19 protein-coding genes are annotated in these 26844 nt (G+C 59.7%); 6 read left to right on the top strand and 13 right to left on the bottom strand.

Going from position 1 to position 26844, the window contains the following annotated elements; translation table 11 throughout:
* Positions 1-131: 131 nt before the first annotated feature.
* Entirely contained in the window at positions 132-1934 is a 1803-nt protein-coding gene (locus BN3789_RS10390; protein WP_066834034.1) for a DUF6020 family protein, read from the bottom strand.
* Between the two features lie 212 nt (positions 1935-2146).
* Here BN3789_RS10390 and BN3789_RS10385 point away from each other — a divergent pair, with 212 nt between their 5' ends.
* The gene (locus tag BN3789_RS10385) at positions 2147-2605 is read left to right on the top strand and encodes a hypothetical protein (RefSeq protein WP_147569698.1); all 459 of its coding nucleotides are present in this window, start codon (positions 2147-2149) and stop codon (positions 2603-2605) included.
* Between the two features lie 458 nt (positions 2606-3063).
* On the opposite strand, the gene BN3789_RS10380 is transcribed toward BN3789_RS10385, so the two are convergent.
* The gene (locus tag BN3789_RS10380) at positions 3064-3888 is read right to left on the bottom strand and encodes an HAD family hydrolase (protein WP_066834028.1); all 825 of its coding nucleotides are present in this window, start codon (positions 3886-3888) and stop codon (positions 3064-3066) included.
* Between the two features lie 351 nt (positions 3889-4239).
* On the opposite strand from BN3789_RS10380, the gene BN3789_RS10375 reads away from it, so the two are divergent.
* The gene (locus BN3789_RS10375) at positions 4240-4674 is read left to right on the top strand and encodes a hypothetical protein (RefSeq protein WP_066834019.1); all 435 of its coding nucleotides are present in this window, start codon (positions 4240-4242) and stop codon (positions 4672-4674) included.
* A gap of 50 nt (positions 4675-4724) precedes the next feature.
* Here the strand turns inward: BN3789_RS10375 and BN3789_RS10370 are convergent, their stop codons facing one another.
* Both BN3789_RS10370 and BN3789_RS10365 read right to left on the bottom strand, forming a co-directional pair.
* Complete coding sequence (locus BN3789_RS10370; RefSeq protein WP_066834017.1) at positions 4725-4949, bottom strand: DUF3791 domain-containing protein; 225 nt, start codon at positions 4947-4949, stop codon at positions 4725-4727.
* A gap of 92 nt (positions 4950-5041) precedes the next feature.
* A complete protein-coding gene (locus BN3789_RS10365) occupies positions 5042-5389 on the bottom strand; it encodes a nucleotidyltransferase family protein (protein ID WP_066834014.1) in 348 nt (115 codons plus the stop codon).
* 297 nt (positions 5390-5686) lie between these two features.
* On the opposite strand from BN3789_RS10365, the gene BN3789_RS10360 reads away from it, so the two are divergent.
* Entirely contained in the window at positions 5687-6670 is a 984-nt protein-coding gene (locus tag BN3789_RS10360; RefSeq protein ID WP_187119141.1) for a restriction endonuclease, read from the top strand.
* Positions 6671-6703: 33 nt separating this feature from the next.
* Positions 6704-8032, top strand: a complete 1329-nt coding sequence (locus BN3789_RS10355; RefSeq protein WP_066834008.1) for a hypothetical protein — start codon at positions 6704-6706, stop codon at positions 8030-8032.
* 59 nt (positions 8033-8091) lie between these two features.
* Here the strand turns inward: BN3789_RS10355 and BN3789_RS10350 are convergent, their stop codons facing one another.
* The 3 genes from BN3789_RS10350 to istA all read right to left on the bottom strand — a co-directional run bounded on the left by BN3789_RS10350 (position 8092) and on the right by istA (position 11037).
* Complete coding sequence (locus BN3789_RS10350; RefSeq protein WP_066834005.1) at positions 8092-8490, bottom strand: DUF3592 domain-containing protein; 399 nt, start codon at positions 8488-8490, stop codon at positions 8092-8094.
* 236 nt (positions 8491-8726) lie between these two features.
* Positions 8727-9470: an ATP-binding protein gene (locus BN3789_RS10345; protein ID WP_066834002.1), complete on the bottom strand. Its 744-nt coding sequence runs from the start codon at positions 9468-9470 to the stop codon at positions 8727-8729.
* 4 nt (positions 9471-9474) lie between these two features.
* Positions 9475-11037, bottom strand: coding sequence for an IS21 family transposase (istA, locus tag BN3789_RS10340; protein ID WP_066833999.1), 1563 nt, complete (start codon positions 11035-11037; stop codon positions 9475-9477).
* Between the two features lie 352 nt (positions 11038-11389).
* Between istA and BN3789_RS10335 the strand changes: the two genes are divergently transcribed.
* The gene (locus BN3789_RS10335; protein WP_066833995.1) at positions 11390-11617 is read left to right on the top strand and encodes a hypothetical protein; all 228 of its coding nucleotides are present in this window, start codon (positions 11390-11392) and stop codon (positions 11615-11617) included.
* Positions 11618-11714: 97 nt separating this feature from the next.
* Here BN3789_RS10335 and BN3789_RS10330 read toward each other — a convergent pair whose 3' ends face one another.
* The 5 genes from BN3789_RS10330 to BN3789_RS10310 form a co-directional block, all read right to left on the bottom strand.
* Positions 11715-17495, bottom strand: a complete 5781-nt coding sequence (locus BN3789_RS10330; RefSeq protein ID WP_066833992.1) for a DUF3320 domain-containing protein — start codon at positions 17493-17495, stop codon at positions 11715-11717.
* A 270-nt stretch (positions 17496-17765) separates the two neighbouring features.
* Positions 17766-19223: a 5-methylcytosine-specific restriction endonuclease system specificity protein McrC gene (mcrC, locus tag BN3789_RS10325; protein ID WP_079989277.1), complete on the bottom strand. Its 1458-nt coding sequence runs from the start codon at positions 19221-19223 to the stop codon at positions 17766-17768.
* 6 nt (positions 19224-19229) lie between these two features.
* Entirely contained in the window at positions 19230-21413 is a 2184-nt protein-coding gene (locus BN3789_RS10320) for an AAA family ATPase (RefSeq protein WP_066833989.1), read from the bottom strand.
* 430 nt (positions 21414-21843) lie between these two features.
* The gene (locus BN3789_RS10315; protein ID WP_066833987.1) at positions 21844-23073 is read right to left on the bottom strand and encodes a hypothetical protein; all 1230 of its coding nucleotides are present in this window, start codon (positions 23071-23073) and stop codon (positions 21844-21846) included.
* Positions 23073-23567, bottom strand: a complete 495-nt coding sequence (locus BN3789_RS10310) for a BsuBI/PstI family type II restriction endonuclease (protein ID WP_066833985.1) — start codon at positions 23565-23567, stop codon at positions 23073-23075. Before BN3789_RS10310 ends, BN3789_RS10315 begins: the two co-directional genes overlap by 1 nt.
* A 405-nt stretch (positions 23568-23972) precedes the next feature.
* Between BN3789_RS10310 and BN3789_RS10305 the strand changes: the two genes are divergently transcribed.
* Entirely contained in the window at positions 23973-25451 is a 1479-nt protein-coding gene (locus BN3789_RS10305) for a gamma-glutamylcyclotransferase family protein (protein WP_066833982.1), read from the top strand.
* Here the strand turns inward: BN3789_RS10305 and BN3789_RS10300 are convergent.
* Positions 25448-26497 carry an Lrp/AsnC family transcriptional regulator gene (locus tag BN3789_RS10300; RefSeq protein WP_066833979.1) on the bottom strand — a complete coding sequence of 350 codons (1050 nt, stop codon included), beginning with the start codon at positions 26495-26497 and terminating at the stop codon, positions 25448-25450. The genes BN3789_RS10305 and BN3789_RS10300 overlap by 4 nt on opposite strands.
* Between the last annotated feature and the right edge of the window lie 347 nt (positions 26498-26844).

The following is a 26844-nucleotide window of genomic DNA, read 5'->3' as shown; positions in this document are numbered from 1 at the left end:
TCAAGTTGGCGTATATCAGCCTGATCGGACAAAGCGGACAAGCCGTTGACCTGCGGTTCTTATGATGCGCTAGAGATGGGCCGTGTCGCCCTCCCCCGCCTCATGGACGATCGGGGGCCGAAATGGCCAGATCATTGATACCAAATCTTCTTGTTCTCGCGAACAGATGCCCGATTGCCCGCCGAATCCGCTTCGCGCTCGGCGAACGCGACGCCGAGCACCGCGATGAGCAGCGGGGCGGTGAAGATGAGCGCGCAGGCGTAGCGCGCATCGTACATGGGCGACAGCACGACGCTCGCCATGCTCAACAGCACCGGCATCATGATGGGCAGCCAGCGGCGCATGCGGCAGATGAACAGCCATAGGGCGAACAGCGGAATCCAGATCACATACGGCGGGCAGGTCATCGCCAGCCCGATGACCGGGATGTCCACCCAGGCGCCCCAGACGTCGCGAGCGGCTTCCCGCAGGCCCTCCAGCTGCCAGGGCTGGCGCAGCAGGCTCGTGCCGTCATGGTCTTCGTCCCATGTCTCGATGCGCAACTGGATGGGCTCGGACGGAAACGCGAAACCCGAGAGCATCGAAAGCGTCGCCTCCACGTAGACCTCGGGATGGAGCAGGCCCTGGGCGGCCCAGACCTTGAGGTACTCCTGGATCTGCTCGTCGGTGGCGCTCGCGTTGTACTCGTACTTCACCGAATCCGCCCACTCGGGCTGGTAGCGCTCGTTCAGCGTGTCCACCACCAGCACGTCGTCGATGGCGCGACGCTCGCTCGCGCTCATCTCCACCCCATGCAGGGCGACGTAGCGCGCGGTCTGCTGGAACAGCGTGCCGAGCATCTCCTGACGTCCGCCGGGAACGACGTCGAGCGCGGGAAACACCACGTTCGGCATAACGCCCCACATGAGCGCGGCGGAGAGCACCGCGGGCACCAGGCTTCTCCACCACACGCGGCGGTACACGACCGCGTAGACGACCATGGTCGGGATCACGATGTAGATACCGGTCTTCTTAGTGAGGACGAGCAGCAGCGCCAGCACGATGTTGCCAAAAAGGAACGGCATGGACCGCAAGGCGTCGCCGCGCGTGTGGACCACCGCGATCGCCATGGTGAACCACGCGACGTAGATGCTCGAGAACAGCATGTCCTTGATCACCACGGGCGCATAGCCACCGAACACCGGGACCACGCAGACCGTCGCGAACAACCCGATCGTCAGGCCGCGCGGCGCGCCGATATGGCGCAGGTAGGCGAAGGCGACCGAAAAGGCGATGGCAGTCCCCAGCGCCTGCAGCACGGAGAAGATGAAGATGCCGGTGTTCCATGAGCCGGTCAGCTGATCGCTCGTATAGGCGAACCAGCCGTACAGCAGCGTGTCGAAGATGGGATGGTGGTCGCTGAACTGCGCGTAGGCGCGCCTGCCGGGCACCGCCCACAGCTCGATGCGCACCTCGTCCCCGCGCGGATAGAACTGCGTGATCTGGTAGTAGGTGTCGTAGATCATCGAGCCCGGGTAGAACGCGACGATCCAAAACGACCAGCAGAGCATGAGGATGAGCGTCGCGAAGACGACGGCGCGGAAGCGCCAGGAGAACGCGAGGCGATCGACGGTGGCGGCGAGGCGGAAGGCGACCGCGCGCGGGCCCGCCTGCGGGGCGGGAGCGGGCGGGCGGGAGATGCGCCTGAGAGCCTTCGCGAGCAGGGGAACGATGATGGCCGCAGGAATCACGATGCCCACGGCCGCGAGCGGCACCAGCTCGTCAAGCGAGCCCCGGATCCAGCCGTCAGACGCAAGCGCGGAAGCATAGACCCCAAGAAACGTCGCAAAGACGATGAACGCCAGCATGAGCAGCACGCACGGTGCGTAGCGAACCGCGCGCTGGACGCGCGGCGGAAGCGCGCGCTGATCGGACTTGCGTTGTATCTCGGCCATGGGCATCCTTGACGATATGCAGAGGTAATCTGCGCTGCAGTATAGCATTGGGCGAGGTTTTACCAGCAGCGACGTGGAGCCCCCGTGCGGTGCGGGCGCCCATGGACAGCCAGATGGGCACGTTTGGCCGAGAGGCAACCTGGACGCAGGGAAGGCACGCGTATAATGCGTGGGTCCGATCCCGCTCACTATATCCTGATGAGGTGGCAGCCGTGAAGAAAACCCCGCTCATCGCGAACTTTGTCCTATGGGCTATCGTGACGGTGCTGTGCTGCGCATTTTTGGCCTGGTATCACCTGGGAGGCTCAACCGGGGAAAGCCAAACGATTGCGACCACCGTCCCTGGCCGCATCGGGGTTACGCTCGCCGCTCCGGTCCTGCTCTATGGACTGGGTGCCGTCACCGGCCTGCTTGTCATCATATATAAGCGCATCGCGATAAGCCCTAGGATCAAAACCGGATGCCGCATTGCGGGTGTGCTCATGCTTGCGCTGTTTGTCGCCGCTGCCATCCCTGTGGTGATTGGCGGCATCGAGGGCGAGCTGGCGCTGCCGACAGTGATCGTGGTGTACTCCGCTATGGCTGCACCCCTGCTCATCATGGCGTTCGGCGTGTGCTGGGCGATCGGCTGCGCGCCCGTGGATGAAAAGCGCTCCGATGGGGCCGCATGACTGCCTGCGCTGCGAGGCAATGCAGGCATTGTGTCCACGGTGATCTAACAGAGGTATACGTAAAACTGCGAACCCGGTGTGGTCAATTGACGCACTCCCATTGCATCTTTTCGCGCATGCTCGCCTTTCTGGTCAATCGGCCCATTCCCGTTGCAGTTTGAGGCACCGAATCCTATTCGGTCAGCCGTCTGGCGTCCCTTGGGAAGCCCTTTTCCGGCATTTGGCCCCCTGCAACCCCAGGTGCCCGTTCGGAAAGGCGACCTCATAACGTTTGGCATATCGTCATCGCGAATCGGCAAATTCCGGTTGCAATGGGAGCGAGCTAATTGGCCACGACCCGATTCATGCACAAGCGAATGCAGCGGGAACGCACTCATTGACCATGTGTCAGCAGGTCCGGACACCCTCTGCACAACACAGATGAAGATGACCGCGCGCTGACGACGCGCCCGGGCGTCTTACTCGCCGAACGGCCACTCCCCTGCTGCCAAGGCCTCGATGGCCGCCGCCACCGCATCGTCCTCGCAACGGCCGATGTGCCAACGAGCAGCAGCCTTCGCCTCGGGCGTCGCGCTGCCCACGGCGACCGCGTGACCAGCCACCGAAAACATCGTCAGATCGTTGCCCGCATCGCCGAAAACCACGACCTGGTCGGGAGTGATGCCGAGATGGTCGCACAGAGTGAGCAGGGCGCTACCCTTGTTCCACCCTTTCGGCATGATGTTGGCGTACCCGACCATGGGGATATCGAAATCAAGCCCATCGACCTCGTCGTTCAAGCGGGCGACGAACGCCTCGGTCCCCGCCATGTCGGCATCGATGAAGATATTCGCCTTGAGAACGTCCTCGGCCGGCAGCGCGTCCGCGGGTACGCATGCGCGGGCGTACGCCGGGGTGATCCGGGCGAGCACGTCGAGGTCGCCGGCGACGAGCTGCGGCGTCGTGCCGTCAAAGGCAAGCAGGCCTGCGCCCGGCGTATCGCGCACGATGTCGAGCGCGCGCTCGAGGGCGGCGATCGGCAGACGTTGCTCGCAGATCTTTTCGCCCGCGCAGTAGACCTCAAGGCCGTTGGTGGCGATCGCCGTCTGGCAGCACGCGGCGTCCCCTCGGAAGAACGGCGCGATCTGCACCAGGCCGCGCCCGCTCGCAGGACCGGCCATGATGCCGGAGTCCAGCGCGGCGCGGAACGCGGCGACGGTGCGCGGGGACACCGTCGATGCGCCCGCAGGCATGATCGTGCCGTCGATATCGGAAAGGATGAGCTTGATGGCGCTGGCCTGCATGATTCACCTGCATTTTCCCGGTAATTCTTAGGTGGCCATCCGCGAATGGCCACGGCCATTGTACGGCAACGCACGGCTCTCCCCTTCTGCGCACATAAGTCGAAACACGGCCTGGGGAGATGCGGTCGAGTGTCTCCGCGTGCCGCAACTCTACGAAGGAGCCGATGCGCCTGCGCTACGAGGTGGACGCAGCCGGCCCGTGCCGACGCCGTCCGAGCGCGCGTGCGCCAGGAAGACACCCCGGGTGCATAGCGCAAGAAACTTGGTATGCGGAACAATGAGCGCTACCATGTCGTCGCGTATCATCCATCATGTATGAATCTGTCCCCGAATGCGCAAAGGCGGCCTGTCATGAAAACGTCTACGTTCGTCGGCAACCTCATCTTCTGGATCGCCATCGCCGCCGTGTGCGGCGTTTTTGCCGCGTGGTACTACACGACCGACGTCGCCACCGTGACCGCCGCTGCCGCCGAATCGAGCTGGACGCTCGTCGGAACCATCGCCGCCACGCCCCTGCTGCTCTATGCGATCGGCGCCATCATCGGCCTCGTCATCATCAAGATCGGCAAGTTCCGCATCAACCAGTCCCTCAAATCGCACGCGTTCATCGTGGCGAGCCTTATCCTCGCGCTCATGATCGCCGGTATCGCCCCCGTCATCGCGCTCGGCCCGACCTCCGGCTACTCCATGCCGACGCTTCTGCTCTCCTACGCCGGCGTCTACGCGGCGCCCGTATTCCTCATCATCGGCGCTGCGTATTCGGTCGGAATCGCGCCGGCGAAGTAGCGGGATGGGGCGGGCTTGATGGATCCTCGACCATCCCCTACGGCGAAGCCTCAAACCGAAAGGCCCCTCTTCCGCGCAAGAAGGGTGACGTCTTCGACAAGCGCCTCCCTACCCATGGCGTGAAGCACATCGTAACTCGGATACAGATATCCGCTCACGATGTCCACGCTTTCAAGGAGACGGTACGTTTCAGCGGTCGATTTACCCCATTCCCTCGCAACATGATTGAGCAACCAGACGACGAAGAAGATCGCATCATTTTTGCTCTGGGCCATATAGTCTCCTCCGCAGCCCGTCTGTTCATTACACCAGCCTGTTAAGAATCCCATCAGAAAAGAGGTCTCTGAAACCTTTACTGAGGGCAGCCTCAATCGGCCGAGCGGTCATAAACGAGCACCTTATCCCTCATAATCGGACGGAACAACTTTCCGAGTTGGTCTGGAGCGACAGCGGTCACGCAATCGATGGGGCACTTCAGTACGTGCCTCAATTCCGTCTGGATGTCCACGTATTCCGTCATGGGGATATCGAAGTTATCCCTGTCGAGAATAATCCAGAAGTCGACATCGGACAGCTCGTTGAAGTCGCCGCGCGCATACGAACCGTAGACGTACACTTTCTCAACGCACGGATGCGAAGCGCACACGGGTCGGATAAGTTCGGCTATGGCGCGATGCGCTCGCTCCCTCATGGAAACTTCATCCGCTGCGCTCATCTTGATCCCCCGTCCTTTTACCTCGTCACATCGTACTTATACCATGCTCGAGCCGAAGACAGCCCCACCACTTCAACATCCGTTTGTCGCCTCTCGCTTGAGCTAAACGTTCTCAACACCATCAGTATCCCAGTAGCGAATTGCGCTCATCGACAAGGGCAATCGCGCATCCTCCAAGCAGCAACGCACCGCAAATGACCGCAGTGAGTTCGGTTGAGAGACCATTCGCTATCATGGGAATAAACAAACCGCCTCATGCCGCGTTGGCCGCGGATCCTTTCGAGAAAGGCTTCATCGATGTCGAACACCGTGTGGGGAATCCACTGCAAAGATGAAAAGCTCATGCTGCAGGGAAACGTCATGACAATCGGATGGGAGGACTTCGGCAACCTCTCCTCCCTCACCGCCACGCGCGATGCCTTCAAGGCGCACTACGCCGAGACCCACCCGGATGCCAGCAAGGGGCAGGTTGCCACCTGCGCCGGCGCGCTCTACCGCTTCGCACATGAGGTCAACGTCGGAGATTACGTCGTCTTCCCGTCGAAGTCGGACCGGAACATCAACATCGGCATCATCGAGGGCGAATACGAGTATGCAGGCGACGGTGTCCTCTACCCCAACCGCCGCAAGGTGAAATGGCTCAAGCACATCCCCCGTCTCTCCTTCTCCCAAGGAGCCCTGTACGAGCTGGGATGCGTGCTGAGCCTCTTTCAAATCAAGAACTACACGGATGAGCTTCTCAGCGCGATTGAAAAGGGCTTCAACGCAAAGCATCCGTTGTTGGATGACGTCGACGAAACCGTCGGCACGACAGCAGACGAGATCGTCGAGTCGACACGTGACTTCATCCTGAAGGAGCTGAGCCGGAACCTCAAGGGGTATGCCCTCGAGGAGTTTGTGGCGAACCTGTTCGACGCGATGGGCTACCGCACCACCGTCTCGCCCCAGGGCGGCGACAGCGGCATCGACATCACCGCCTACAAGGACGAGCTGCCCCCGAGGATCCTCGTCCAGGTGAAGAGCGGGGGCGGCGACATCAAGGAAAGCACCATCCAGTCGCTCAAGGGCGCCATGCGCGAGGGCGACTACGGCCTGTTCGTCACCCTGTCCAACTACACCAAGAACGCCCGGAAGTACCTCGAGAACACACCCATCATCCGCGGCGTGAGCGGCAGCGAGCTGGTGGATCTCATCCTCAAGTACTACGAGCTGCTGGACGGCAAGTACCGGCGGATGATCCCCCTGAAGAAGGTGTACATCCCCGTACCGAAGAACGAGTAGAGCGAGCTGCCGAGGCGCAATAGAGGAGCCATCGTGGAAGAGAATGAGACCCGCCAGGACATCACAGTCGTCAACGACGGCCAGGGGTTGCTGTTTCTGGGAGATCCCAAGGCCATCAAGCGCTGGCTCGATGAGCAGGGGCTGACCTCAAAACAGTTCACCACCAAGGCCATCAAGACCGCCGGAGATGCCCTGGGCTCTCTCGGTGAAGCCAAGCAACAATCCGGCCGATGGGTCAAGCTCACCAAAGAGTCCGCCGAGCTGGTCAAGAAGTACGGCAAACCCGGGACCATCCAGAAGGGCGTCGCCCAAAACGCCAAGGGGCGCGCCGTCAAATGGCTGGAGTTCTACAACCCCAGCCAGCTGTTCACGCCCGCCATGGCGGCAGGCGTCGGCGGCATGATGACCCAGATGGCGCTCGAGCAGGCCATCCAAGAAATCACCGACTACCTGGCCGCCATAGACGAGAAGGTCGACGACCTGCTTCAGGACCAGAAGGACACGACCATCGCCTCCCTCATGGGCGCCGCGCTCGAGGTCGACGAGGCGGCCGCTGTTCGCGATGCCACGGGCACACTCAGCGATACCGCATGGTCGAAGGTCTCCCCCTGCGCGCAGACCACGAGCAGGGCGCTGGCGTACGCACTCACCAAACTCAAGGGCCTTTCCGACAAGGCGGAGCGCGCGAAGAGCATCGAGGACGTCGGGCATGCGGTCGAGAAGCTGCCCGACGAGACCCGCGCATGGCTCGATGTTATCGCCCGCTCGATTCAAACGCGCGACAGGCTCTCCGTCATCGAACTCGAACGGGCCTACGCCGAACTTCCGGAGGTGCTCGAGCAGCATCGGGCGGCAATCGTCGAGGCGCGCAAGCACAGGCTCACAAACGTCCAGAACGGTATCGGCGCGTTCCGCCAGAGTTTGGAGGGAACCGCCCAGCGGCTGCGCGACCAGAAGCTGTTCCACCCGCGCATCGTCAATCGGTCGCTGGAGATCATCGATGCCGCCGTCAAAGATATTGACGGCTTCGCGGAGCAGCTCAATATCGAGATCAGTCAAAAGACCATCGAGCGTGCACGAGCTTGGAATGAGCTCGCCGGCGAAGCGATTGTAGAGGTAGCCGGCGGCGCGGCGGCGAATGCTGTCGAGCTGGGCGGCAAGATGGCCGATGACGCACAGGCAATCGGAGGCGCCATCGCGGACGGCGCGGGAACGCTCGGCGAGGCCGCCAGCAAGGGCATAGCCGAGCTGGGCGCGGGCGCATCCGAGGGCGCAAAGGCCCTCGGCGAAGCGCTCAGCAACGTCGATGTGTCCCAAGTGCTTGACGCGCTTCCCATCAAGCTCCCGTTCGGCAAGAAGTAGCGTTCAAAGCCATCGCGGACTTGCGCGAGCCGCAGGCGCCATCCCACACCGAAATCACCTTACTCGTTCATCAGCCCGGCGTTGTCCGCAAGGATTGCCTTCGACGGGTCGCTCGGCAGGTACGCCACCCGCACCTTACTGCCCACGCGCGTGGCGATCTTGCCGCGCTTGCGCTGGCCTATGGGCACGGGCCCGATCTTGATGAGCTCGCTTTTCAGCTTCACGGTCTCGCGGCACTCGTATGTCCGGCCATCCACCTCGTAGCGCACGCACACAGACGAGGGGCGGTCGATGCCGCCCATTCGGAACCGCACGACCGTGCCAACGGCCTCGCCCGTGTACTCCCGCTCCTTCTTCGCGCGGACGCGTTTGGCGATCAGGAGCACCAGTGCCGTCGTGCCGCCGCCGAGAAGCGCGATCAGGCCGAAGACCAGCAGGATCATGATGTCGTCGCTCATGGCCCCCCCCTCTCGGCAGATACACGAACCGCGCTGCCACGCGCAATTTCCTCAGTAAAGCTTAACTCCTAACGCGTGTTTCATCGCCCTTGCAAAACGGTCATATCAAGCAACGCTGCCACCGAGATGAGTATTCGTCCGCAGAGAAGCCACTAAATATTGCCAACTGGAGCCGGGGGTATTGCGCGTGAGAGCCGGGCGCGGTGCCGCAGGGAGCCGCGCCCGGCATCAGCTCGTCAGCCGGATCCGCTGCCGAGCTTCCTCCTCATGTTGAGCTCGCCCATCTCGACCCACGCGGTGCCGTGCACGATGCGGTCCATGATCGCGTCGGCGTGCACGCCGCCCCCGAGCCGCGCGTGCCAGTCCTTCTGCCTGAACTGGGTGCAGAGAACCGTCGAGCACGAGCCGTAGCGCGCCTCCATGAGCTCGAGCAGGAAGCCCCGGAACAGCTCGCCGGGGCGGTCGAGCAGCCACTCGTCCAGCACGAGCACCTGGAAGGCGGCGTACTTGCGGGTGAGCTTGCGCTCGCCGCCCGTTCGCTCGCGCGCCTCGCGCCACGCCTCCTCGAGGTCGGGGCAGCGTATGTAGCAGGCGCGCATCCGTCGCTGGCAGGCGGCCTTCGCGAGCGCGCAGGCCAGGTAGGTCTTGCCCACGCCGGGCGCACCCTGGAGGATGACGTTCTGGCCGCGCTCGGCGAACGCGACGCCGAGCACCGCGATGAGCAGCGGGGCGAGCCCGCGCTCCTCCGAGAAGTCTATGGAGCGCACGTCCGCCTCGGGATAGCGCAGGCCCGCGCGCTTGGTGAGGTTGCGCACCTTGGACGTCAAGAAGGACGAGTCGGCCTCGGCGGCGGCCATGCGGACGCGCTCGGCGCAGGTCATGCCCATGCACATGCCCTCGTCCTGCGCCGCGAAGGCGTCGAGCAGGTCGGATGCGCCCATGTCGCGCAGCTTGCGCCTGGTCTCCACGGAGAGGTCCATCTCCCTACACCTCCCCGTAGAAGTCCGCGCCCCGGACGTCTCCGGCCTCGTCCTCGCCCGGCCCGCCGTCGTCGCCCGCCCGGGCGTCGGCGAGCCTGTCCTGGTTGCTCCTGAGTATCGGCTCCACATCCCGGTAGCGCGGTGAGCGCCTCCCCGTCGCCTGCTCCATCCCGCAGGCCCTCTCGAGCCGCGGGGCGGAGTACTTGTGCGAGAGCCTCAGCACCGCGAGCGCGGCGTTGAACCCCTGCTCCTCGAACTCCACGGACTGGAATATCCGCTCGACGACGCCGGCGCACGACGGGCCGACCCTCTCCGCCCAGCGCCGGATTCGCCCGGCGTCCCAGTCCGAGTACGACCCCCCGTCCGGCAGGTCGGCCTCGTGCGTCGAGTACCTGTTGCGCGCGTATGCCGGGAACAGCGGGTGGGTCGCGAGCCGCTCTCCGCCCAGGAAGACCTCGACGGTGGACTCAGTGACGCGCAGGTCGACCGTCCTGCCGACGGCGAGATGGGTCACCGAGTAGAAGTTGCGCTTGTACGACACGTGGCAGTTGCGCTGGACCTTGCGCCCGTACACCCACTCGCAGACCTCGTAGGGGACGGCCGGCAGCGGCCTCAGGAGCGGGCGTTCCTGCTCCTCGAAGACCTGCCTCCGCGTGCCCTCCCGTTTGGAGAAGGGGCGGGAGTTGTGCTCGTCGACCTTCTTCCTGACGGCCTCCTTGAGCGCGCCGAAGTCCGTGAAGACCGTTTCGCGCAGCGCCGCTATCACCTCGGTGGCCGCCTGCCACACCTCGTTCTCCACGCTGGGCTTGTCGCGCGGCCTCCTCACGCGCGCGGGCATCACCGCCGCCCCGTAATGGGCTGCCATCTCCCGGTATGCGTCGTTGATGACGACCTCGCCCTCGCGGGGATGGCGCTTGACGCCCGTCTTGAGGTTGTCCGGCACGATGCAGGGAGCCGCGCCGCCGAAGTAGCCGAATGCGTGCACGTGGCAGCGAAGCCATGTATCCTGCTTCATGTCGAGCGTCGGCTCGACCCACGACATGCGGCTGAAGGGCAGGCAGGCCACGAACAGGTAGACCTTGGAGACCTCGCCCGTCGCCGGGTCGACGACCGCCATCGTCGGCCCGGCCCAGTCGACCTCCATGATCCTTCCCGCCTTGTGCCCGACGCGGCTCACGACGCTTTTCCTCACGGTGAACTCGCGGTAGCGCTTGCAGAAGCGGTCGTAACCCATCGACGCCTCGCCCCTCGCGGAGCACGCGTCCCGGTACTCGGCGTGCAGGCGCTTGAGCGTCACCCCGTCGCGGGCGAGCTCCCTGTGGATGCGCCCCCAGTCGGGATCGGGGTAGACGGTGGCCTCGTGCGCCCTCTCGGGGAAAAGGCGGTCGTAGACCTCGCGGTCCGAGAGCGGGCGGGCGTCCTCCCACCCGAAGCCCTCCCGCTTGGCCGCGGCGAGCACCGCGGTCACGCTGTTGCGCGACACGCCGAGGGACGCTGCGATGGTGCGCCCCGACAGCCCGGACCCGTCGAGCCTCAAGATGTCCTTGGCCCTGATTCTATTCGCCATGCTGAAAACCTCCTTCGTCTTGACTCCGACATGGCAAGACGAAGGTAGCAGCAGGCGGCTCCCTTGCGAAATATCGATGGCTCTCTATGCCAATATCTGACGTTGGCCACCAGCGGCTCCCATTCGCAATATCGCATGCTCTGAAGCGGGCGATTACTCACCGAGACGCATCGAAGGGCAGAGCAGTCGAAAGATGTCCCGGAGCAGACGAACGTCAAGAAGATTGCCGGCGTGCCCCAATCAAGTTTCCACCCATAAAGGCATAACCGACCCACTCGGACACCCACCGATAGCCGCCCCTATGCAGCCTCAGCTCAGTTATGATTGAAAGCAAATAAGGAAAGGGGACGTCATGAACAACGGCTTTCGCTCGGTAATCGGATCGGACGGGTCGATGCACCTGGAAAACCAGGTCGGTTCCCTTCGCTACGATCTCAGCGACGGATCGGTCGACCACATTCTCGCCAGCTCCGGCAACTTCACGTCGGTCATAAAGAACAACGGCTCCATAGACCTCGAGCACACAATTGGAAACATGAGGTTCACGCTCGGAAAACCGGGCTTCGAGCAACTACTCTAGACCTGCGAAATGCCCGGGGCGCGAAAGTATGACACCTTCGCTCCCCGAACTTCTAAGGAACGGTCATTTACAGGCTGACCGAATTGTCCGCTTTGCCCTACCGCTTGATCTGGTAATAACCTCTAGCCAGCTCTACGATATCACCGTGCTTGAGCATAATGCCTAACACGTTCTGCAACTTTCCCTGTATCGCACCTCCAAGTCGCCGATACCCCAAAAGCGTACTCGTCCTTTTTATCAAATCACCAGCGCCAATTTGAGTTTTGGCGGTAGATAGTGCATACATAATCGCAGCCCTAAGCTCCTCAGGAGCAATCTGGTCAATGCTTCTGCCCGCATCCGCATTGCCAGCGCGGAAGTAATCGACATCGCTAGGAGAATCTCCCCGTTTCCAGACGAAAACTGAACCGTCAAATGATGTGCGCTCGATATTGGACATCCTGTTCAGAGCCGCGTCGCACTGGGCGTAGATATTTGCCCCAGTCTTCCTGATACCGTAGCAGCCCCTCGTCAAACTAAAGAGACGATTCTTCTCGATGGGCGATTCGACTTCGATAATTCCTTCCATCACCGAAGCAATATCGCCAACTCGGCTTGGCTGGCAAAAATCTACACCTGATAGATTTGCCTTCTTTGTCATCGGAGCCGTCTCGTATTTCCGTCTATGAAACACATTCCGCTTATTCTTGGGGGCAACGGGCGCCGACTGTGGACGACTCGCTTTTCGTGAGTCACCACCACTTGCAACGGGAACCTTAACGCCATCATCCAGCAGATACCAGGACTGCTTCCATTCCGTCGTCCTGGAACCTCCCTCAACGAACCTGAATTTCAGGCCGAACATTCGCTCAATATTGCTGATAACCTCGCGCGTCCCATATTGGTCAATAACCCAAAGACGGCCACCCGCAGACCTCCGATCTATCGCCTGCTGGCCGTTGGCCTTCAGCATGTCAACGATATAGTCCGAAGCGCTATCGTCCGAAATGCCAGTATTGACAACATCGGTAACATCGGTAGATGCCCCATGCGCATCTTCCGCCTCGGCGTTTTCTTCTTCCTTTGCAACTCGCGAAGAACCCTCGACAACCACACCTTCCTCATTAGAGGCAAACTCGTCATCGAAAGTAGACTCGACACCATGATCGTCCTCAAAATGAAGCGCCGCGTCATCATGTGGGGCAGCTGGTTGTTCCCCATCCTTATCAGAATCAACAGAAACAGCCGCTCTCGTTTCAGAATCGTCTCCCTGGGGACGAGCTTCAGAGCCCTGCGGCTCCTCAACACTGAGCCCCGCCTCGATGGCATCGAGGCGCTCGTGGTTATCGAGCTTCTTGTTTCCGTCCGAAATAAGCTCTGAAACGCGGGCCTCGATGAGATCGAGTAAATCGCTGCCGCCGCTGTTCTCCGGTTTCCCCTCGTTACCCAGCGCCTCAATTCCGAGGTCGCTCAATTCTGAGACGATTCGCTCCATCGCGGCTTCGGGATCGCGGTAGTACTCGCTCCCCCTTACGCGAACGAATCGCCAGCCCAACCGCTCCAGAATGGTCTGACGCTCTAAGTCTGCACGGAGTTTCTCGGCACCGCTGTGGTAGCGGTCTCCATCGCACTCCAAGGCGACCTTACCATCCGAGCCATAGACGACGATGTCGATACGATAGGCGCCGACTTCCTCCTGCTGCGAAATGCGATACCCCTTGGCAACCAAGGTCTTTGCCACCGACTCCTCGAATGGAGATTCCGACTCATGCTCAATCTGCGAGTACAGGCGAGTACGCATCTCGGGGTCGCCCGCGTATGCAAGCAGCCTCCTTCGCAGGTCCCCCGGCTTCAAATCCGTTTCGTAATCTAGGGAGTGCACGACCCAGAGCTGATCGCGAGCGCGGCTCACGGCAACGTTGTATCTCTTTTTCGTGTCACCTCGAGCACCGTCGCTCAACAAGCGTAGCGGACCAGACTCGTCGGCGCTGTCGACCATACTGAGAAGAATCACGTCACGTTCGTCGCCTTGGAATTGAGAGGCGTTTCCACACAGGATGCGCCGCTCTTCAAAAACCGACTCGCCAAGGGCGCCGATGAGCTTCCTGCGAACGAGCTCCGCCTGCTCATCGCCCACCAGCGAAATGACACCGAACGTCTTGCCGTCGTACTCGGGCCGCTCGATGCAGGCCTGAACAATTGCCGCGATCTCGCATGCCTCGCGCTCGTTTGTCTTGCGACCAGGGTCCCTGTGCCCATTCGCAACGCGGTGTGGAACAATCGCAGGAGACACGCCCGCAGATGCCGCATCCCTGAGAGGCTTGATCTTTCCGTCATAGGACAGGTCGTTGCAGAACCCGATGATATCCGGAACACAGCGGAAATGCTCCCGAAGCATCAGGGGAGAAAAGGTCGTGAGAGCGATATCGTATAGCGACGTCGTCGGCTTATACGACTCCCAATTGCTGACCTTATCCTTAATTGACGCCTGCTGAAGGTTGAGCACCCGGTCGCTATCGGCACCGACCGCCGCAGGGCTAACCTGCTTGTCATCGCCCACAACGATGGCCTTTTTAGCTAGGTAGAGAACCGAGAGTGCTGTGATGTCTGCCTGACTCGCCTCGTCGATAATCACGATATCGAATTTCGTCGAACTTGGATCGAACGACTCGAGCGCACGGCCGATCGGCATAATCCAAGCAGATACCGCCCCTTGGCATTCCGTCATCCTGGAGCGCGCTATCGCCTTGTCTCTAGCAGCGTTCTTGCCGGTTCCCTTTCCAATCTGTCGAACGGCAAGCTTCCACCCGCTCAGCGCCTGCTTGGTACGCGTGCTCCCATGGATTCTCTCAAGAAGGGCAAGCCACGCCTTCCTCGTCGCAAGTGCTTCGGTGGCACTACGGTACTCACGGCTGAGCTGAGAACTCGCCTCGCGAAGCCCCTGCTGCGAACCTTGTGACAGCCTATCCAGAGCCAGACCGTACTGCCTCCACCTCCATGCGTCATGAATAGCAACCGGAGGCTCGGCTTCACCATGAATCCCCTCACGGGCCTTTATCCGGCCAGCCCAATCGGGCGCGACTACGCTCAACCGCTCGAGATAGCCATTGCGTTTCTCAAATTCATCAAGATGCTGCCATACGCGCCTGAGTTCAAGGTGGTATCGCGCATAGTCATCCGGAAGGAGCTGGGATACCGCCCTTTGCAGCACTTCGCACAACGCGCTGTTGGCATAAGGCGCGATGGTCTGCTCCAAAGATTTGATTTCCGCTTCAAGGCCCGACGCTTCCTGAAGGAGCAGGCAGATCTGAACCGCAGGGAACACCTGAGAGGACAGATAGTCCAATTCGTCCCTCACGCTGTCGACATCAGATATGGGCCCGCCAAAAGCTCGATACCTTGGAACAATCCCGAACGTCTTCAGCGTTTCCCGGACCTCTGTCTTCCCCGTCGAATCCCAAGATACGAACCAGCTGATGATAGGCATCCAGTTTTTTGCCACGCGCTCTGGATAACTCGGATCAAGATCCTCGAATCGAGGACCACCATATGTGGCAATCAGCTGGTTCCATGCACCGCAACAGCTCTTTTTGCGGATAAGGTATTCAAGGTAATCTATAGCGGCTCTGCAATCCTTCGCGCTGGAGATCTGCCTACCGCTTACCGTAACCCCCTCGAGAGCGCATTTGACATCCTTATTGAGACGCGCATGTATGAAAGAGATCTTCCCATCGCGTCTGAAATCATCCTCGACGGTCCGCAACCCCGGAAGAAGCGCGTCGCAATTATCTCTATCTTTCACCGTGACGGGACTCGTCATCTCTGCAGAAGCAACTTTGCCGGAGACCGAAAACAGATTATCGATCTCGCTCAACAGGACCTGCCACGGTCGAACAAAATCGGCGCCCGTCCTGCTCGCAGCAGCAGCGTTCACCATCCATGCATCTATCTTGTCCATCCGGGCACAGATGCTTTGGAGAGCGTCCGTATCCCGGTCGTGACAGCGCCCGGAATCGACCGTGATAAAACCTCTGGATAGCTTTACCCGCAGCGAAGACCCATCCTCAAGGGACTCATAACTCCAACCATGGGAATCCAGTTCGCGTCGAATCGAGGTTCTTACTTCGGAAAGCCTCTCGACCTTCTCCGAAAACACGGACGGATCCATAAGCTGCTTCAGAGGAGGCACGCCCGCGTTCAGCTCATCCTCCACGTGGACGGAAAGGGATTCGTTGGCGGCATAAAGCTCCGCCAACTCCCGGTCATCAAGCGGAATGGACGCGCCGAAAGCCATTTTTCCCGGAACGATATCCTCGAGCTCCCCAGCGTGATCATGGACGAAACGTGCAGCATCGACCGGACGAATCTTCTCGCCTTGGTAGTCGATATCCCTCAGCTCCTGCGCGGCAAGACCGATCGCCGCACTCCGCGTGCGCGCTAAATCCTCGATAATCCTCTCACGCCTGCCCTGAACTTCCGCGATCTCCCTTCTCAGCTGGTACTCATTGTGCGTGGAGTCATACTCGATGATGCCATCGATGGACTTCTCCATATCGCTGTTGGAATCGTCCAAAACCGCCACACAGAGATCCTGCAAGGAACGAGGAACCTTTTCCTTAAGAACGCCGAGAGCTTTGTTCGTTTGGCTCGTAATCAGCACGCGCTTGCCCTGTGCAAGAAAATGGCAAAGCAGGTTCGCAGTAGTGTGGGTCTTTCCCGTACCGGGAGGGCCCTGGACAAGCACAGCGTTGCTTTTCTCAATTCGACGGGCAATTTCAAGCTGCTCACGATTCGCGGGCTTGGGAAGCAGGATGTCCGGATCTTCGCCACCAACCTCTGCCAAGGCCTTCTCAAGGGAAGGCTCTTCGTACTCTTCCGGCGAATACTCACAATCTCTTCCGATAATCTCCCAGATATGCTCCGGAATGATGCCGTTTGCCTCGATGTCGTTGATGATCGCCTCGATAGCCTTGGGAGTTCCGTCGGATCTCTTCCGAAGCATAATCATTGGTTTTCTGATAATCGAAACGGTAACGTCCTCCGACTCCGGAAGTATGCCAAATTCGAAGTACTCCGCGTTATTGGAAAGGCGATGGGCGAAGCTCTTCAAGAACTGGTTCACCGCGTCATCGGCAAACGGATGGAGGCCGCTCTCGGCGGCGTCCTTCTCGGATTGCTGAATGGAAGAATGGTCGATTTCCTCAATTTGGCCCAGCAAGTCAGTCGAAAGGGATACGGGAGCCTCCGTGTCGATAACGCTGATCTTGTTCTGCTCAGCATCAAACGAGATGGCCACTCGTTTCGTAATGACCGGATAGTAGATCTCCGGCCGCCCGCTCACCTGAATGATGCCGTTAACAGCAAGCAGCTCAAGCGTCTCGGAATCGCGCTCCAAATCCGAACGGGTCAAATACAGGCCATCGAACAACGTTTTTGCCGCCAGGGCGATACGAGCATCCTGAACCCACTGTTCCCTCAGTGGACGCCACCGCTCGAGAGCATCAACCCTTTCGTCGTCCGAGTCAAAAGCAATGGCCTCTCCTGTCGGAGTCCCCTCTTCATCCATCAAGGGAATCGAGTCGATGTTGAGCTTGCCGTTGTACCGATAGTCATCCCACCTTTTGTGCAGCCATCCGTCAAGAACGGGAGCCGGCTTGGGACATGGCCGGATTGTCGGCTTCTTCACCTCGAGCAGCGGCAGGGACTCTTTATCCTCATCGGACAGAGGGAGCACAGGATGGACATCGATAAACGGGCAATCCTGCGGAAGATCATCGAGGCTGCAATTCCAAAGCTTTTCGTCGCGGATGTTGGTGGGCACCTTGCGCTTGATCAGACTTACCTCACGGAGATATCTGAACAACGCGACAACCGACTGCTTGTCAGCAAACTCCGGCATCGTTACCCTCCAAAACGCTCACGCAGCCGAACTACCATCTGCACCAGGACGACCGTGGACTACGGCCAATAAACCATCCAAAGCATGCAACAGAATAATTGTATCCCTTGGAGTGTCGAATAATCGCTCGGCGAACGGCGGACGTATGACATTCGAGCAGTCTCTTCGCGCTGTTTGCAACCGGCACAACGGAAAGCCGGTATTCGGCTGCTTGGAAACTAGACGAGATAAAGAAATCGAGGACTCAGTCAGCTTAGACGACCACGGTCTCTATATCCTGTCGAGCTCCTTCAGCCTTTGTAGCCAACGCTCGATGCAGCCGGATTGGAGGAACGTGCGGAGCGCCCCGTCGCAGAAGTGCTCGGCTCGCACTGCACCGACAAGCAGGGCCAACACGGCGCACCCGTCGAGCACGGAGACGTCGGCGCCCTGCATGCTCTCCGTCTCCCATGCGAGACCGTGCTCCTCGAGAATGTCGCTGTAGCGTGCAAGCCCGTATTCCGGACGGTCGCCGACAAACGCGTAAATCGCATCCCCCAGATCGGTAACCAGACGCGGGTACTCCACATACGGCATGGCAATCGGGTCGTCAATGGTGCCGGCATGCTCGTGGTCAAACACCCACGTGCCACAATCCCCCAATTGAGCCAACTCCGGAAGAAACCTCGTCAAGCTCTCAAACTCGCCACGTTCGCACGGGAAGAACTCGGAGACTATCGCATCGAGCTGCGCCCGGATGCCCTCGAACGGCTGTGCCAGGTCGAGTGTTCGGACTGCGATGGTGTTGCTACTCAGTGAGAACTCCTCATCCGGCACGGCCTCCTCATCCGTCTTGGCGTACAGGAGCATCCCCGCAACGGGAGGCGCGCCGGCGGGACGTGCCGCCTGGGCGTTCTTCACGTACGAGAACATCTGGTACAGGTTTCCCGAATGGTACGTCCACGCACCGTAGTTGCGCTGCATGCTGTGCGTGTAGTACTTGGCGTCGATGATGAGCACCCGCTCCCCCGCCCGCAGCGTCACATCGGTCTGCATGACGGGAAGCGCCGGCGGGACCTCGCCGTCCACGCACCAGGGAATCTGCTCGGCTCGGGCGGACAGGTTGGGGTGCTCCGCGCGGTAGTACTCGAGGATGAACTTCTCGTACAGCCGATGCATCGCCTGATCGTCCAGCACGCTGCGCAGCCTTTGGCCGCCCTCCGAACTTGCCTGAAGGGCGCCATCGATCGCCAGTCGGCACACGAACATGATCATACGGGACGTGCTGTCGGCGCGGCCGGACACCATACGCCAATTGATATGGCGAACGTCGAGATCCGCCACCTCGGCAAAATACATCGACAGCGACCGCAGCCGTTTGCGGTACCGCGCATCGACGGAAGAGCAACGGACCAGAAGCGACATGGTCGCCTTGATGATCCGGTTCTCGGGGCAGTCCGCCGAGTACTCGTCATACTCGCAGACGAGCTGCCGGCGCAGCGGTGCCTGCGAGGCGACCGTGGCCGTCACGTCCACCTTGCCGCGCAGAGCGGACATGGCCTCGCGGCGCGTCCGGTAATCGCGCTTGACACCCTGCTTGAGCCGCAGCTCCACCGCGTGGCAGAGGATAGCGGCGCATAGCTCTAGCGAGTTGTCGAAATCCTCTGAGGCCAGCCGCTCGAACCCGCCCGACCGTAGGGACCGGAACGCGTAGGCCAGCATGTAGTAGACGTTTCGGATAGGAATCATGGCGCGCTACCCGGCGGATACGGAACCCTTGAGCAGCTGCTCCCAATGGCCCACCTTGTCGGGCTCATCGAACCAGTACTCGCGCAGCAGGGGCACGAGCTCGTAGTCGACGATTCCGGCAAGGCGGGAGCCGAGCGACGGGTCTTCCGCATCGAGCCCGCAGAAGAAGCTGTGCCCGATCCGGTACCCGCGGCCGAGCGACTCGTCGGATGCGATCGCGTCGTTGAGCTGGCGCACGCATGAGACCAGCTTATCGAACACGGGGCTGGCGAGGGACTTCTGGTACTGACGGAAACCGGGCGTGTCGAACCCAGGCTCCAGCTCGAAGAACGCGAAGCGGCGCCGCAGCGCGAAATCCATCAGCGCCAGGCTGCGGTCGGCCGTGTTCATGGTGCCGATAAGGTACACGTTGGGCGGGACCGTGAAACGCTCGTTCGAATACAGCAGACGCATGCCCAGGCCGCGCTTGTCGGGCTCGATGAGCATGAACAGCTCGCCGAAGATCTTGCTCAGGTTGCCGCGGTTGACCTCGTCGATGATGAAGAAGTACTCGTTGTCGCCATCGTCGGCGGCGCGCTTGCAGAAGTCGTAGAACGCTCCGGTCTTGAGCTCGAACCCGCTCTCGTTGGGGCGGTAGCCCATGATGAAGTCCTCGTACGAGTAGCTCTGATGGAACTGGATGAGCTCGACGCGGCTGGAATCCTTCACCCCCATGATGGAGTACGCCAGGCGCTTGGCCATAAAGGTCTTGCCCACGCCGGGCGCACCCTGGAGGATGACGTTCTTCTTATGCTTGAGCAAGGCAACGAGCTCGCGATAGGACGCCTCGGGAAGGTAGACCTCGGACAGGAAGTCCGCGTCGGAATACCGCGGATAATCGACCTCGGGCGGTTCGGCCTCGATCGAGTCGTCCTCGATATCGAACAGCGCCTCGATCTGATTGACCTTGTCGGTGAACACCGTGATGTCGGTCAGGGTCTTGGTCGCCATGTTCCCGGAGAACTCCCAGCTCCCGCGGTGCGTCCATTCGACCCCGCGAACATTTCTGTAATCATCATCACGGGATTCATCGAATACGGGTTCCGACGTGACCACGCCCCTGCCCACAAGTCTGGACTTGCCCGCCTTGGCGAAGACGATATCCCCCGGCTGCATATCGTGAACGAACTGCCAGAGCGCCAAAGCCGAGTTGGCATACGTCGACGAGCCGCCGAATTTGCTCTTAAGGCAGGCTTTCAAGTCGGACCGGGTCTTAAAGGAAGCCGGGTCACCGATCTCGCCCCAGCCGATCGCCATGATGTCAGCGGTATAGAACTCATCCCATTTCGAGGCGAAGGGACCGGGTGAATACACCCAGTAGTGAACGGGCCTGACGGGATCGTCGCCCATGGACGCCTCCCCCATCTGAGCAGCAGCCGCATCTTTCTGGGCGGCCTTCTCCGCGTTGACACGTTCCGAGACGGTCCAGGCGTTATACGACAGAGTTGGGAAGTCGATCGATCCATCCTTGACGTCACCGGACGCGAAGGCCTCGCGGCACACATCGCGCATGCGCAGGTAATCGCTTCCACTAGGAACGTCATTCCCAAAAGACTTGACGAGGTTCGAGCACTCATCGTTGAGAGAGTTCTGGTCTCCAATGTACCAGCGGTTGCGCGAATCGAGATTGATGAACGCGTAGGGACGGATCCAGAAGAGGCCCATGGTCAGGTTCCATTTGACGCCGTGATGGGAAACGGCCTCATCGAATACCTGCGCAAACGCTTGGCGCTCTTGCTCTCCGTCTTGCTCGGCCAACGGGAGCGCGCAGGCGAGCACATCCCACAACGTATCGATATCGTGATCCCCGCGCATGCCTTCGAACCAGTAGAACGTGGCAGACAGATTGTTGAGCACGGGAATGCCATCGAAGTCCTCCGGCTTCGGCGCAACAACACCGAATTCATCCTTAAAGCCGGCGATGATTTTCAAACGCGTGGCATCGGAAACACCCTTATTGAACAGACCGAATACCGTAAAGGGGTCGATGTCGACCGGACGGCCGCTCGACTCAAGCTTTGGAAGCTTGACACCGATGCGCTCATACACGGCGCAAATGCGCTCAATCAAAGCCGCCCGATCATCCCGGAACGGCAGGAGCTTATCGGCGAACTCGGTGTAGAACGGAATCCAGGTCAGCTTGTCAGACATAAGGCGCTCCTTCAGATGGCAATCAGCCTGATTATTGCATAGCAGACAGTGTCTTTCCCCTATATGGCTGCCACCGCTCAGGCCATGTGCTGAACGATTGAATCCGGCACCTCAACGCGTAGAAATCGCCCGGACGAATAGCGCCTAGCTAGCGCCAACGCTCTAGGGGCCAAACGGAACGTTGGGCCCCTATGTGTGCGCTGCCGTTGCGACAAGCTTGGAGGGGCTGCTCGGCAGGAGGGTAAAGCATGGCTCTCAGAGTCAGCACGACGCTCTCGGCCAGAACCTATTCCTGCGGGAGCGATATGGAAAGAAGCTCGCGACTTCTTCCCGCGTTTGGATTGGCGCAGGAATACCACCGGAACCCATGAGCTTCGCCAAAGCTCAATTCAACACTCAAGCGTATACCCGAGCAGGAGCGGCTCCTTTTTCACTCGTCAAATTCAGACGTATCTTCCTCATCCGATAATCTTTCATCAGGAACTTCCTCATCCACGTACCCTGTATCGGCGGAAATCGAGCTGATGCCACCGGAAGGTGGAAATATAGGCATGGCGGCATTCGGCAAAGCGTTTGCTTGCAACGCAGGAAAATCGATAGATATTGCGGGACGTGCAAGATTGGCAAAAGCCTCGTCAGATATCAGCTTCTGCAGCTGAGTCTGCTGACCGATAGCGTCAATTGCCGACGTGAGCCCAGGTGTTTGAGCGATCCCAAGCGAAGACGCCACCCTCGCTACCGATGCCCATGTCTCCCGATTCTTGTCAATCATCTCCTGAATTCCGGCCGTTTGCGCAACGATCGACGCGAGCTCGCTCGTGTCGATCAGGCTCGCGGCCTTTTGCGCAGCAATGGCCACGGCGGCGAATTGCTCTGAGCTGCCGCCAAGATTCTGGAACATGGACTCGTAATTCTCCCGGATGAGCTTGGCCGCGCTCGCAGCGCGTGCTGCATGTTGCTTCGGATAGCTCACATCAGAACGAATCTTCTCGACATACGCATCGAGCTCGCCGATTGACGCCCGAAGCATCCTCCGAGCGCGATCATAGGCCTCTTCAGTAATCAGCTTATGGTGCATCACCTTGTTGCGCATGTCACATAAGGCGTAATAGTTCTTGCGAACAGAAGGCAACGTTTCCTCGCGGAAAAGCTGAATCCAGACGGTATCTTCTTGCAGTCCCGTTATGAAGTCAACAATCTCGCATTTTGTGAATAAATCTTTTATCTTACTTTTGACCTTGCCTTGAAACGACGTATCGAAGAACAGTTGCCTCCCGAGACCCTCGAGAGTCAGCTGCTCGAGGCTCTTCACTAAGCTGTCATCGAAGTTGTCGTGTTCGGCGCACGTCGCAAGGGTTATCGCGAGTCTCAACTTTCGCTCGTACTCTGCGAAACGCGAATACAGGGAATTAGCAAACTTTAATGACACGTCGTCCACAAGCAGACGGGCGTTGACGGCATCGCGCAGGCTGCCCCTTAGCTTGGACAGCGCCCTTGCACCAGCAAGGGTCGACCCATTGACGCTGAAGGAGAGAATGTACAGCTCGCCACCGTCGGCTTCGTACGTGCCAACGACACCACGCTTCACCCCGTCAGGCAGCTTCTCGCTGATAAACCGATCCCTCACCTCGGCGCTTTTGATGAGATATGTAAGCTGCATCAGTACGACCCCATATAATACTCGCCATCGAAAAGGAACATGTGGCTGAGCGCATCAGCACACCAGGTCTCAGTCTCCCAGGCGAAGTCACCGAAACAATTATGCGTGGCCCTTCTGTTCGGAAAATGCGGCTGGTGGATAAGGTCGAACCCGCAGCAACCAAACAGGTTGACGAGTCCGTGCTTACTTGTAAGATCCACCAGACCATACGACGGGCACGCTTCCATGAGGTAGAGCTGACCCTCGCCCTCACGCCAAACGATGAAATCTGACCCCTTATCGCGACTGGGCAACTTAACTCTAACGAACCCGAACATCGCTGCATCGATGGCATCGTGTGGGCGCCCACGGCGCAACCAATAAACAGCGTAGTGTCTTTTGCTCTCGACGCCGGAGAACATCGGCGCGGCGAGCTTCGCCATCTGGCTCGGCGTGAGATGCCGGGGTAACTGGGACGAGCCACCTTCGCTGTGGTCGACGCCACGTGCGAACACGCCCTCTCCGCCGTCATAAGAGCACTTGGCGCCATCGACTCACCTCGACAAGTCACATATCGACTTTGTCTTATCTCAGACAGTCTATCAAACCGTCCAGACAAAACCTTGAATCGCAAGCGGCCGCGTTCGTGCGACACTTATTTTGTGTTCTGCTTGCAACATACAAAAAAGCGATACTGAGCAGCACGGGCAAAGCGAACGGTTACCGTGCATCCACCAAGTAATTGGCGGAACAAACGTCCTGCAGACAACGCCCGCATCCCCGCAAGCCCCTGTTTTCCGCTCACGAAACGCACCGCCCACCCTGCCCCGTTGAGAAGTGCCAACCTTAGGTTGGCAGACTTTCTTCTACCTCCACAAGAGAATGGCATCGTCAATTCAACCCCGATGAAGGGAGCAACAATGTCGTTCATCCTCACCCGCGACCTGATCAGCAACCGCCACGACGAGCCCGGTCCCGACATCCCCGCTATGTTCGAGCAGACAGACCGGCTCATCCGGCTGCGCGACGAGGCACCCATCGACAGCGAGGAGTTCGCTGAGACGGTGCGCGCCATCATCGATTTCCAGCGCGAAGACGGGAGCTTCTCCTACCTCTCCAGCTATGAGGTTCCCTCCGATGCCCGCGTCGACTTCGTCTATCATCCGACCTATATCTGCTGCCAGATCCTCATCAAGGCTATGCTCTCCGGCAGCCCCAACAAGAACATCCTCCCCGCACTTCAGCGCGGCCTCGAGTTCAGCTGTTCCCGTCGCCTCATGGGACACGGCATCGACGGGCTCCGGGACCAGATGCGGACCGTTCAGGATTTCATCGACTCCGGTATCATGACCATCCTCGACTATCAGCCCGATCTCTGTCCTGAGTTCACGGCAATGCTCATCGAGATCGCCGAGGAGTACGCCAAGATGATTGAAGATTGCGACACCATCCTTCCTTTCGGGAATGACGTCACCGTCAAGATGATGCGCATCGTCGAAACGCTCAATGGCCCCGTCTCCGTGCCCGTCTTCGTCTATGGCACCCTCATGTCGGGGGAGGCCAACCGCTACCTCATCGAAGACTGCGAGCACCTCGGTCCGGCAGCCATCTTCGGCTTCGCGCTGCATGACCTGGGCGCCTATCCTGCCGTCAAGTACACCGAAAAGCCCTTGACCGCAACCGGAGAGCTCATCCTGTGCGATGCTGACGCGCTCGAGCGGCTCGATATTCTTGAGCAGCTCGGCAGCCTGTATGACCGGGCCGTCACCAACGCCTTCATGGACGATGGGCCCGTCTTCAAAGCCTATGTCTACGTGTACCGCAACGAGGTTACGGATGATTCCCGGGTGCCCGAAGAGCTGCAGCCTTGGCCGTATCTCAAAGAGCTCCAGAGGACGCACGTCTGGTATGTGGCGTATGGCTCGAATCTTCTGCGCGAGCGCTTCATGTGCTACATCGAGGGCGGCTTCTGCGAGGACAACGGAAGGGCTTATGACGGTTGCCGTGACAAGACGGCGCCGCTGTTCGATATCTCGGTCACCATCCCTTATAACGTGTACTTCGGAAACAAGAGCGCCTCATGGGGCAATTCGGGCGTCGCGTTCCTCGACACCTCGCGCACGGGACTTGCCTTCGGCCGTGCATACCTTGTTACCAAAGAGCAGCTCGCGGACATTCATGAGCAGGAGGGCAATGGCGCAAACTGGTATAGCAGCAAGCAGCTTATCGGCAAGCACGCCGGCATCCCCATGATCACGTTCACCAATACCCGTGAGCGGGAACATGTCATGCCTAGCAAGGCCTACCTCGATGTCATGCAGAGGGGTCTTACCGAGGGGGCGGGAGCCCTCACTGATGAGCTGGCAGAGGAGTACCTCCAGCAGGCAATCGAGCGCTAACGACAACCAGGTTCCGGAGCGTCCCCTCCATCTGGGACGCTCCGGATATCTACAACGTTCTCCCAGCTTACAGCGACACACGCGCCATCAATGTCTTTGACCAGGAAGCAGTGCCTGGGATCGACTCCGGCATCTGCATCCACATAGGGCGACGCATCGGTCCATCCGTCCATAAAGCCAACGTACGTCGACTCCTCCCCCTCCCCGTCAGCACAAATCACCTCAACGCGTTTATGCGCCTTCTCAAAGAAGGCCCAGGACATCGAACAGCCGGTTGTCCCCCGCACATGAGCATGTTGATCACCCACGTAGATAGGAGGCGTATCTCCCTGTAGATGGAAACCCTGCTCGGCAAGCCGGCCATCGATACGATCGCGAGCATAGTCGGTCAGTTGGAAATAGATCTTCTCGGCAACGTCGTTCAGGATCGCCCAATGCGGATCCTCCCTGCTCAATCCGCTCGTCTGCGCTCCCAGGGCACTCAACAACACGTAGACCTCGGAGAGATTAAGCGGAAGCAGAATGGGATGAACTGTCGACTGGAGCCTGCCGCCACGCTCGGGAGCAATTATGACGCTCATGTCCCCAAGCCGGTAACCGTCCTGCAGCTCCTTCAAGCGCTCGCCAACCGTCTGACGCGAACACCCGAGAACATCGTTAGCCAGCCTATCCTGCGTAATAGGCTCCTGCATCTCTTTGAGAATAATAAGATTGACCTCGTCACGGCTGAGAAACGAATCCTTGAGCTCATACTTAACCGTTCTGGGAACATAGCCCTGATCGCGCAGAGCGTCGATGAGATCGCGGACCTCCAGATAGAGATCGAGGCGGTCTGCGCCGTATAGCTCACGAGCGTAGGACTTGACACCGCCCTTGAATGCCGCAAACCACTCGGATTCGAGTTGCCTACCAATCTGCCCGGGATGTCGGCCGAACAGCCATTCATCTACCTGTCCGGTGCAAAAGGGACTGCTACGCCCACTCAATAGACGATCGAGCAAGCGATGACCGAGCGCATTTCGGTTGATGAAGGTTCGAATATCCATTACCCCTCCCGGAAGCTTGAGTGGCAACAGGATAATCGGAAAGGAGGTACGTGACCCCGCTCACATCAGCCAAAACATCCGTTCGAGCATTTCCCCGGGATGCCGATACCCAGCTGAGCATGACGCCTAAAACGGCCGCAGCTCTTCCGCCCGCCGAACACTGAGTTATCATCCTTTTCGGCACCAGGTATGGCGATATCAAACGGAGCTACTAGCCAATAAGCCATCTTACAGGCGAAAAACGCCCCTGCTCCACTTACCGAACGCCGCCGCTCCGCCACGGAGATGTGACACAATCCTTATAGGACAGCGGCGCTAATAGAAGAATATGCCAGTCAACTTCATCC

The organism is Collinsella ihumii, from assembly GCF_900046475.1.
Classification (GTDB): domain Bacteria; phylum Actinomycetota; class Coriobacteriia; order Coriobacteriales; family Coriobacteriaceae; genus Collinsella; species Collinsella ihumii.
This window is presented reverse-complemented; position numbering and strand designations above follow the sequence as displayed.